Source organism: Senegalimassilia anaerobia JC110, from assembly GCF_000236865.1.
Classification (GTDB): domain Bacteria; phylum Actinomycetota; class Coriobacteriia; order Coriobacteriales; family Eggerthellaceae; genus Senegalimassilia; species Senegalimassilia anaerobia.
Map to the genome: position 1 here is coordinate 322,914 of NZ_HE611015.1, position 10,606 is coordinate 333,519.

8 protein-coding genes are annotated in these 10,606 nt (G+C 58.3%); 5 read left to right on the forward strand and 3 right to left on the reverse strand.

What is annotated here, in order from left to right; translation table 11 throughout:
* The first annotated feature begins 182 nt into the window (after nucleotides 1-182).
* The 5 genes from SFHG_RS04725 (at nucleotide 183) to SFHG_RS04745 (ending at nucleotide 6,372) form a co-directional block, all read left to right on the forward strand.
* Nucleotides 183-1,421 (forward strand): CaiB/BaiF CoA transferase family protein, encoded by a 1,239-nt coding sequence (locus tag SFHG_RS04725; protein ID WP_042434384.1) that lies wholly within the window; start codon nucleotides 183-185, stop codon nucleotides 1,419-1,421.
* Nucleotides 1,422-1,517: 96 nt separating this feature from the next.
* Entirely contained in the window at nucleotides 1,518-3,158 is a 1,641-nt protein-coding gene (gene fadK / locus SFHG_RS04730) for a medium-chain fatty-acid--CoA ligase (protein WP_042434388.1), read from the forward strand.
* A 2-nt stretch (nucleotides 3,159-3,160) separates the two neighbouring features.
* Nucleotides 3,161-3,748: a hypothetical protein gene (locus SFHG_RS04735; RefSeq protein ID WP_042434391.1), complete on the forward strand. Its 588-nt coding sequence runs from the start codon at nucleotides 3,161-3,163 to the stop codon at nucleotides 3,746-3,748.
* Between the two features lie 293 nt (nucleotides 3,749-4,041).
* Entirely contained in the window at nucleotides 4,042-5,241 is a 1,200-nt protein-coding gene (locus SFHG_RS04740; RefSeq protein WP_042434393.1) for an acyl-CoA dehydrogenase family protein, read from the forward strand.
* Between the two features lie 222 nt (nucleotides 5,242-5,463).
* On the forward strand, nucleotides 5,464-6,372 hold the full coding sequence (locus SFHG_RS04745; RefSeq protein ID WP_042434396.1) for a LysR family transcriptional regulator: 909 nt from the start codon (nucleotides 5,464-5,466) through the stop codon (nucleotides 6,370-6,372).
* 126 nt (nucleotides 6,373-6,498) lie between these two features.
* Here the strand turns inward: SFHG_RS04745 and tnpA are convergent, their stop codons facing one another.
* From tnpA to SFHG_RS04760, 3 genes are all read right to left on the reverse strand, one after another.
* The gene (gene tnpA / locus SFHG_RS04750; RefSeq protein ID WP_042434399.1) at nucleotides 6,499-6,954 is read right to left on the reverse strand and encodes an IS200/IS605 family transposase; all 456 of its coding nucleotides are present in this window, start codon (nucleotides 6,952-6,954) and stop codon (nucleotides 6,499-6,501) included.
* Between the two features lie 240 nt (nucleotides 6,955-7,194).
* Nucleotides 7,195-8,448 carry an MFS transporter gene (locus tag SFHG_RS04755; RefSeq protein WP_081468936.1) on the reverse strand — a complete coding sequence of 418 codons (1,254 nt, stop codon included), beginning with the start codon at nucleotides 8,446-8,448 and terminating at the stop codon, nucleotides 7,195-7,197.
* Between the two features lie 429 nt (nucleotides 8,449-8,877).
* Nucleotides 8,878-10,047, reverse strand: a complete 1,170-nt coding sequence (locus SFHG_RS04760) for an acyl-CoA dehydrogenase family protein (protein WP_042434402.1) — start codon at nucleotides 10,045-10,047, stop codon at nucleotides 8,878-8,880.
* Nucleotides 10,048-10,606: the final 559 nt, after the last annotated feature.

Below are 10,606 nucleotides of genomic sequence, written 5' to 3' on the forward strand. Positions count from 1 at the left end.
TCACCCTTTGATCGGCGTCGATCGCAGGAACAAATTCACTTCGAGAGGAGGGTCGTCTGCCATGCGTGGATGGCCCTCTTTTCCTTACCAGCGAAACGCTATCGAGCTGTAAGCGAGCCAGAACGCTGAAACGCTCGAAACCCGGACAACCGGGAACGCATCTAAGCAAGGAGGATTTTAGTATGCAACCTTTGAAGGGTCTGAAGGTCGTCGACCTCACCACGTTCTTGGCAACCCCGACCACCGGCCGTATCCTCGGCGAGTGGGGTGCCGACGTCATCAAGGTCGAAGCGTTCAAGGGCGATCCGTGCCGCACGAACCAGGCTGTCGTTTTCGGCATGCCCTCCAGCGATGAGGAGAACCTGGCATTCGACGTGGCCAACTTCCATAAGCGCTTCGTCGCGCTGAACCTCAAGTCCGAGAAGGGCAACGAGGTCATGATGAAGCTGCTCGAGGACGCCGACGTCTTCATCACCAACACCCGCACCAAGTCCCTGGCCAAGATGGGCCTGGACTGGGAGAGCCTGCATGCGAAGTTCCCGCGCCTGATCATGGGCCATGGCCTGGGCTATGGCAAGAAGGGTCCCGAGAAGGACGCTGCCGGCTTCGACGTGACCTGCTACATGGGCCGCGGCGGCGTCTTCGGCACCACCGTCAACAAGGGCGACTCCCCCATGATTCCGACCAACGGCTACGGCGATTACCAGTGCTCCGTGTTCCTGGTGGCCGGCATCCTGGCCGCGCTGCAGGGTCGCGAAAAGACCGGCGAAGGCGATTACGTCACCTGCGCGCTGCAGCATGCCGGCATCTACACCCTGGCCACCGGCATGATCTCCGCCCAGTACGGCAACCCCTATCCGAAGAGCCGCCTCGAGGTCAACAACCCGCTGAACAACGTGTTCCGCTCCAAGGACCAGAAGTGGGTCGTCCTGTGCCTGCCGGAGTACGATCGTGATTGGCCGCGCGTCATGCACCTCATCGGCCGCGACGAGCTTGCCGAGCATCCGGACTACAGCTGCTGCCAGACCGTCAACGACAAGGGCCTCGCCCCCGAGGTCGTCAAGATCCTCGACGACGGCTTCGCGCAGTTCACGCGCGAGGAGCTGCTGAAGATGTTCTCCGAGAACGACATGCCCTGCGAACCGGCTCAGACGCCGACCGACATCTATGAGGACCAGAACGCGCTGATCAACGAGTACATCAAGCCCGTTCAGTACCCCGCCGGCCCGCGTTGGTGCCCCACCGCTCCCGTCCAGTTCGAGCTTGGCGAAACCGAGGACCTGATCCCGGGCGGCAAGCTGGGTTCTGCCACCGAGGATGTCATGAAGGAGCTCGGCTACAGCGAGGATGAGATCAAGGCCGCCGAGGCCGAGGGCGCCGTTTGCGGTCCCGTCGACCTGGCAGTGCTTCAGGGCAAGTAATATTTCCTTACCCAAAGGCTTTCTTGCATAGCGACAGAGTTGCTTGGGAAGGGGCGACGCCGATCGCCCCTTCCCCATATCATATGGAGGGGTCCTATGATCACCGACGTCAAAATCAACGAAGCTGAAAAGCGGCGCTTTTACGAAAGCGGCGCCTGGGGAACCGACACCATCGCAGACGTCTGGCAGGACCGCAGCACTCGATTCGCCGATCGCGTATACGTTCAGGACGACCTTGGTTGCTCGTTGACGTATCGCGAGGTAGATGAAGGAGCAAGCCGCATCGCCGCCTGGCTCACGGAACAAGGCGTGCGAAACGGCGATGTCGTCTCCTTTCAGGTTCCCAAATGGGCGGAATTTTGCATGATTTACGTGGCGTGCGTCAAAATCGGCGCCGTCATGCATCCCGTTGCCACCGCCATGAACGCCGCTGATTTGGAGTACATCTTCAACCAGGTCGGCACGACGGCATATATCTGCCCCACCTTTTCACATAAAACGGACTACGAGCTGCAGTTTCAGAAGTTCAGGGATCGAGTCCCTTCCTTGCGCGCATTGCTGCTCTTGGACAAAGTCCAACCTGCGCACGACGAAAACGCTGCAACGCTTTCAAAGGTTTTGGAATCCGTTGCGCCCTTCACCGGCCCAAGCCCTGCGCATTCCGACGATGTCGCCTGCATCTTGTCGACATCGGGCACGACCGGAAAACCGAAAGCCGCGCTGTTCACGCATAACAACCTGCTCTATTCGGAGCGGGTGTTCTCCAGCGACCTCGAACTAGGTCCGGACGACACCGTATGGATGCCTTCCCCGCTCAACCATGCAACGGGGTTTTTCCATGGCCTGATCACCCCGATGCTCACGGGCGGACGTTGCGTGCTGCAGCTTCGCTTCAAGGCTGATGAGGCGGTCGAGCTGATCAACCGGGAGAACGTCAGCTGGTCCTGCGGCGCCACGCCGTTTGTGCACGACCTTCTGAAGTACCTCGAGGAATCAGGCAGGGCCATCCCCACCCTCAAGTACTTCCTATGCGGAGGGGCACCCGTGCCGGGAAGCCTCATCGAGATGGCGTACCGCCATGGGTTTTTGCTCTGCGAGCTGTACGGCTCCACCGAAAGCTGCCCTCACCTGCGCGTTCCCCGCGAGAAGTGCATTGAGTGGAACGGCCGTTTCTCGGGCGTCCCGTATCCCGGGATCGAGGTGAAGGCCGTCGACGAACGCCGTCAAGAGGTGGCGCCGGGCGTCCAGGGTGAGGAAGCAAGCCGCGGGCCGCATATGTTCGTAGGCTACCTGAACGATCCGGAACGCACCGACGAGGCGCTGGACGATGACGGCTGGTTTTACAGCGGCGATCTGTGCACCATCGATGAGCAGGGCCGCGTGAAGATCAACGGCCGCAAAAAGGAGATCATCATCCGCGGCGGCGAGAACATATCGGCTCGCGAGGTCGACGACGACGTCATGGGGTGGGATCAGATCGTCGATCATGCGACGATCGGCATGCCCGACGAGCGCCTAGGCGAGAGGATCTGCCTGTTCGCCGTGCCCGCCGACCCGAATGGAGAAGAGCTGTGCCTGCACGACTTGCTAGAATACATGGATGGCAAGGGGATCGCTAAACGTCTATGGCCCGAACGCCTTGAGGTCATCGACAAAATCCCCCGCACCGCCACCGGCAAGGTGCAGCGCTTCGTGCTGGCCAAGGAAATCAAGCATCGTATGGGTATCGAGGATTAGCAATGATCGAACAGCAATACAGCATCACCCGCACGCGCGCAACCTGGAAACCCCGCGTTGCAGCCGACGATCTTCCCTTCGTGAAGGATTCGGCCGGAAACGTGCTGGTCGCGCTCAACGGCGACGCAGAGGCCTCCTACACGGGCACCGGACGCACGCTGGTGGGCCAACCTCCGTACACGTGCCTCAACGACGATGCCGGTACCGAAAACGAGCACATGACGTTCGTGGATGTCGATGAGCTGCCCGAGGGCGTCGTGTTCGACTACCACATCGACGGCGGCTTCAACAACAATGCCGTCATCGTCACGTGGAAGATCCAGGACCCATCGCGTTATCGCATCCGCTGGGTTGCCTTGAAAACGTTCACGGGCATGCAGCTGAAATACATCATGCCCAAGAAATTCCCTCCCCTGGTGTTCGCGCTGGCGGCTGAAGACGCTTTCGCTTACTGCAATAAGATTCCCTGCGAGGAATGCGCATTCCGCTGCAAGAGCGGTTTCGAGCTTTATGCGCTGATCGAAGGGATCGGCATCGTGAAAAGGTCCATGGACCGCATCTCCATGCTGAACCTGGACAAAATCAAATAGCGCTACGACACACCTGCCATCTTGCGCACCCGCAGCCTCCGACAAGGCTGCGGGTGCGCTTTTTCTTTTGGTCGAAATTTAGCCACTCACCTGGGGATATCGAGTATTTCGGAAGCGACCTCGCCAGCGTATCCGCCATTATTCGTTTTGCAAATGATTTCGCCCGAATCGTTTGGGACGCTGAATTGGATTTCCCGAGAACGGGGTCGCATAATCGATGGTGTCGAAAGCCGATACAGCCTATCGCGACGACGAAGATAGCGACTAGGCGGGCAAAGTCTAAGGAGGTTCACATGAATCCCAATGCAAAGATCACCGACGAGCAGTTCGAAGCGTATCTGAAACAGATCCGCGAGCTTGCCGAAGGTCCGTTCGAGGAGATTCAGAAAGAGGTCGAGGTCACCAACACCTTCCCGGAGGAGTTCTACGAACTGGCCAAGAAAAACGACCTGTATCGCTTCTACCTGCCTAGCGAGTACGGCGGATGGGATCTCGACGAGCTTGAGATCCTGCGCGTCCAGGAAGAGTTCTCCCGCGGCCCGGGCGGCATGCGCATGCACCTGCATCACGCTGCCGACATGAACTGGCGCATCCTTGACGACTACGGCACCGACGAGGTCAAGGCCGAGCTGATGGACAAGTTCCAGGACAAGACGGTGTACTGCAACTTCGCCATCACCGAGCAGACCGGCGGCACGGGCGCCGACCTGCACACCACCGCCATCAAGAACGCCGACGGCAACTACGTCCTGAACGGCGAGAAGTGGCTGATCAGCCATACCGACTGCTCCGATTACACCTACGTCATCGCCGTGACCAACCCCGATGACGACAAGGACACCCGTCTGTCCGGCTTCCTGGTCCCCAACAACGCTCCGGGCTTCGAGATCGTCCCCATGCCCCATATGATGGGCTGCCGCGGTGCCGGTCATGCGGGCCTGAAGTTCACCAACCTGGTGCTTGAGCCGAAGTATCTACTCGGCAAGGAGGGCCAGGGCATGGAGATCGCCATCCACTCCCTGTCCGTCTCCCGCGTGCACATCGCCATGTCCAACCTTGGCATGGCCCAGCGTATGCTCGAGATCTCCCTCAAGCGCGCCAACGACCGCATCACCTTCGGCAAGCCGATCGCTTCCCGTCAGATGATCAAGGCCAAGATCGCCGACATGCAGAAGATGATCCACGTCCTACGTTGCGCCATCTACGATTTCGCGCGCGACTTCAACAAGGACCCGCACAACGAGTACGTCACCGAGAAGGCCGCTATCTGCAAGCTGTTCTCCATCGACACCGTCAAGCTGGTGTCCGACGAGATGCTCGAGATCTTCGGCGGCGATGGCTACTTCGAGGATTGCCCCTACGGCCCCACCGAGCGCCTGTATCGCGACTGCCGCGCCATGTGGCTTGAGGAAGGCGCTCCCTGCGTGCAGCGCATCACGATCGCCCGCGAGTGCCAGAACCACGGCGGCAAGATCGAGTACACTTTCGACTAAGCCATACCCTCCTGGAACCGGAAGCTCCTTTGGGCCGGTTCCAGGTCCCAAGCCTAAGCGCTTGCCTTCAGCTTGTGCGAGAAGCCGTCCTTCGGGGCGGCTTTTCGCGTTGACACGTGAAGCAATCCTGCACCCCACCGAGATTTGCGGCATCTGAACGCCTGCAATGCATTACAGTTGCTTTATAAGCTCACACGCGAGCGTTACAAGCCGGAGGCGCCTATGAACCTGTCACAGCTGTACTATTTTCGCAAGCTAGCCGAGGTTAGGCACTATACGCATGCGGCCGAAGAGCTGTTCATCTCGCAGCCGACGCTATCGAATTCGATCTCGCAACTGGAAAAAGAGCTTGGCATCCCCCTGTTCAAACGCGAGGGCCGAACCATCAAGCTGACGCGCTACGGAGCCGAATTCTACGAATACGCGACAGAGGCGCTCAACGCCCTTGAGAAGGGCATTGCCCTGGCAAAGGAACATGCGGGCTCGCCGACGGGGAGCATCGATATCGGGGCCATCTACACCATCCAGAGCGACTATCTCCCTGCGCTTATCAAGGGCTACCGCGAGGCATATGGCAGAAGCGCTCAAGTCAACGTTTTCCAAGGCTTGACGCTTCCCCTGATCGAAGACCTGGAGAACGATCGATACGAGCTTGCGTTCACCGCCTATGTGCCCGATAAGGCAAACCTCACCTTCATCCCCGTGCTCACGCAGCAGCTCGTAGCCGTGGTGCATCGAAGCGATAAGCTTGCATGGAGCAAGAACCTCAAGCTAGAGGACCTGCGCGGGCGCGAGGTCATCACGTACCCGCCCGACACGCCGATCGGCGCCGAGGTGGCCCAACTCATGAAAACCCACGGCATAACGCCTTATCACACTAGCGCCAACGACGAGATCACCTTGGGCTCGATGGTGGATAGCACCGCCGGAACCGTGGGATTGGCCCTCAACACGATCGGGCTCTCCCCTTTTCGCGAGCTTATCACCAAGAAGCTGATCCAAGTCGACGACGACTTCCACACGGTATGCCTGACGTTTAAGACGGCATCCTACAAAACGCGAGCGGTCGAGAACTTCATCGAGTTCACCCGAAGCTTCGAATGGGATTCCAAATCAGGACCACCCGCATAGCGGGTGGTTTACTCTTAGGGTATAACCCATGGAAGGCCGGCGCGCGCCTAAAGACGCCGGCCTTCACGCTGTTCAGGCCCTATTGCCCTTGACCCGTGGCGAGCCGGTCGAACCGGCGGCCCCCGGCTACTTCTTGAACGGGTCGGAGTACTCCTTGACGCTCAGCTTGTCCAGCGCGATGTCGGCGGCCTCCTGCTCCCTGATGTACTTCGCGATGGTCGCCTCGTTGAGCCCGACGGTGGAGACGCAGCAGCCCTCCGCCCAGAACCTCCTGTTGCCGAACTTGTACTTCAGGTTGGCGTGCTTGTCGAAGATCATGAGCGAGCTCTTGCCCTTCAGGTAGCCCATCACGCTCGACACGCTGTACTTCGGCGGTATCGCCAGCAGCATGTGCACATGGTCGGGCATGAGGTGCCCCTCTATTATCTCGACGCCCTTGTACTCGCAAAGCCTCCTCAGGATCTCCCCTATGTCGGACCTGATTTGGCCGTAGATGGCCTTTCGCCTATACTTCGGCGTGAACACGATGTGGTACTTGCACATCCACTTCGTGTGCGAAAGGCTGTAGGCTTTATTGGCCATAGCCGAACACCACCCTTCCTTCTCGGATTCTTGACGGCCTGAACAATCGTCAATATCCGGCGGGAGGGTGGTTTTGTAAAGCAGGTTGTCGTCCGCCCGCATAGCGGGCGGTTTGCTTGGCGCGGCTACGCGCGCGCCAGACTGAAGTCATTAAACACTGAAAAAGCCGCCCCACACGGGGCGGCTTTTCTGTAGGCAACGGGCTTTACCGAAGCCTATGATGATTTGAGCGAACGCCGATTACTCGGTCCACTGCTCCTGCAGGCCCTTCATCTTGCCGAAGCAGAAGATGCCGAGCAGCAGGACGACGACGAGCAGAACGATGGCGACGGTGAACAGCATCGGGTAGTTCTTGCCGAACAGGGCCCAGAACGGAGCACCGATAGCGCCGACGATGTTGACGAACATGGACACGCGGGAGTAGATCTCGGGGTACTCGCGCTGGCCGAACAGCTGACGGACCAGGATGGGCACGAGCACGACGCAGCTTGCGAAGAAGAAGCCGTAGACGGCGGCGCCGGCGTACAGGACCATGGTGGAACCGGTGCCGAACCACACCAGCAGAACGCCGATGATGCCGGTAGCGCAAGCGGCCAGGAAGCTGACCTTGGAGTTCTTGTCAGCGCACACGCCCAGGGCAAGCTTGCAGATAGCCTGGGAAGCCATCATGACGGTTGCCATGGTGACGCCCACGGCCAGCATGGTGCCGGTGCCGTCATCGAGGGACTTGGTGTACTTCGGGAACTGCTGAGCGACGATGGTCAGCAGGTTGATGATGCCGGCCAGCAGGAATACGGCGTAGAAGGCGACGGACTTCATGGCCTTACCGGCATCCAGGCCGGCAGGCTTGCCGGAAGCGGTCTGCGGAGCGCCGTAGGGCAGGCAGCCGCACTCCTCGGGAGTGGAGCGGATGCACAGCAGGGTGAACGGAAGAGAGGTGACCAGAGCAGCGATACCCCAGATCATGTAAATGGTCCAGATGTCCATGCCGGAAGCGTTCAGGGCATTGAACACCTGCAGCCAGATCGCGCCGCCGATGCCGGTGAAGGCCATGCAGGCGCCGATGATGGTGCCGGAGTTCTTGTTGAACCACTTGTTGCACAGCGTCGGGACGGCCAGCCACAGCAGACCGACTTCGCCAAGGCCCATCATAAGGCCGGCAACGTAGAAGACCCAAAGGGTCTTCACGATGGAGATCAAGATGAAGCCGAGGCCAACGAGCAGTGCGGAGACGGACAGCACGATGCGGATGTCGGTCTTGGCCAGCAGCTTGCCGATGAACGGCGCCGAGAAAGCCTCAGCAAGATACAGAACGGTGATGTAGAGCGCCCACGTAGCCGTGTCGACGCCCAACTGCTCAGGCACGACTGCCTGGAATGCGCTCCAGGTCGAGAAGACCAGAGCCGAGCATCCGAACGTGATCATGATGCCCGAGATAACGATGAGAATGTGACGCACGCTCATCTTATCCGTGTACTTAGCGGTTTCGCCCACTTTCTTCCTCCTTAGTTGAAAAGCAAGACGATCGCCTCCGCTTCGAGGGGGCCAGAATTCCCTCAAAGCGGTAAGCGTCTTGGATTAACTCCACAAAACGTTGCCGATCCAAGAACAAATTCGCTAAGTATAATCCGCCGAATCTGCACATAAGGTTACGGTCAGTATTTCGGTTTTGTCCATCTACCTATAGATACTGACTATTGGTTGCTGCTTGATGCGGGAAACTTGCATAGGTTTTTCGCCCATTTCTATAGATTACGGGTTGCAATCCATAGAAATAGCAATCTATCTATCTGCGCACCGATGAAGCATCTCCAAAGAACCGCTATCGGCCCCATTCAGCCGGTGAGCGGTAATGCACCGAAACAAACGGGGAACGGGCAAAAAGCCCGCTCCCCGTTACGAACCACCGTATGCCGCAAACCGCTAAGCGTCGATACCTGAAGCGTATTTCGCCATGATCAGCGGAGCGGCGATGTATACCATGATCTGATCGGTTCCCTCGGCGATTTGGAACCCGCGGCAATCCTGCCAAATCGAGCTGATACGCTCATGGGTGGTGTACCCTCGCCCACCGAGGATCTGCATCGCATCGCTGGCAACCTCGGTGGCGGCGCGAGGAACATAGCGCTTCATAAGGGCAACGGTCAGGCGCTCGTGGCACCCGTGATCGAATTCCCATGCAGCCTTATATACCATATGACGCATGTTGGCGAGTTTCACCTCCATATCGGTGAGCATCTCCTGCACCTGCTGGAACTCGGACACGCTCTTCCCGAAGGCATTGCGCTCCCCTGCCCACTTGACCGCATCATCCATAGCAGCTTGGGCCAAACCCAACGCCGTCGCACAAGCGAAAACGCGGCCATATTCGAAAAAGGCGAGCAACTGAGAGAAGCCCCGGGCAGGGCCGGACAGCCGCCAGCTTTCATCCAGCCGCACGTTGTCGAATTGGATGTGCGCGAACGGAAGCATCTCCTGACCGATCTTATCTTCCGGCACTGCCGTGATGCCAGGAGTGGAGCAGGGAATCATCCACATGGACAGCGCCGCATGCCCATCTGATTTCGGCGCATCTTCATCAATGGCGGCAACGAGCAACGCTGGTGCGTATTCGCCGTTGTTCACGAACAGTTTCTCACCGCTCATGGTCAGCTGGCCGTCGACGGTGCGCACGTGCGTGCTCATGCTCATGGTGTCCGATCCGGCGGAAGGCTCGGACACCGCAAATGCGAACGCCAAACGCCCCGTATGCTGATACTCCATGCGGATGGGGTCGGTTTGCGCCGGGCTGGCGAACGCTTCGAGGATCTGCAGCTGGAGGAAGTCGTTTTGAAACGGCAGCGTGGTGCCGGAGATGCGGGAGAGCTCCTCAAGCACGAGAACCTGAGCGAGCATGTCATAGCGCACATGATCGCGGCGGTGGATGACGCCGAATCCGTTGAAATCGAGGTTCACGAAATCGCGAACCACCTCATCGGGCAAACCCATATCGGAGCGCCACTGCGCAACCGCATCTTGATTGAAGTATTTAACGCCGAATTCGCGCACGTGCTCGATGAGCACGCGGTCGGCCTCGCTAAGACGGAAATCCATGTAAACCCCCTTACAACAGTTCCGCCATCTGCATATTGCTAGGACAATGATACCGACCTAGGAACCGCAAACCCAGCCCAAAGCTGCAACACAACACCACAGTATTTCGATTTTGGCCCATTTTTGCGCCAAAATTGCACTATGCCGAAGTAGGGGATCGATTGCGCTAGATGCGAAATCTACCAATGACAATGCTTGTCAAGGCTATTTACCGAATCGTTCATAGAGGTAGTCTATCGGTTTGCACCACATGCAAGACGCTAGCTATGAACTGTTTACACATGTCTAGGGTTCTGGGTATTCAAATCGCTTTGAAATAGTCAATTTTGACGAATTGAGCAAAACCAATCCCTTGAACTTACATACCATCTCCCCAGTTTGTTCAGTATGTATAGATAGAGGTTATGAATCAACCAGTTTTGGGGATATCGATTGCATTAGACGCAACCCGGGGCGCGGCGCAAAATGAGAGCACAAGCTGAGCTGCGGAGATGAAGCGAAAGCCGAAACGAAACAGTTCAACAAGGTAAGCGCTTAGGTAACCTTAAGGAGGGTTCAC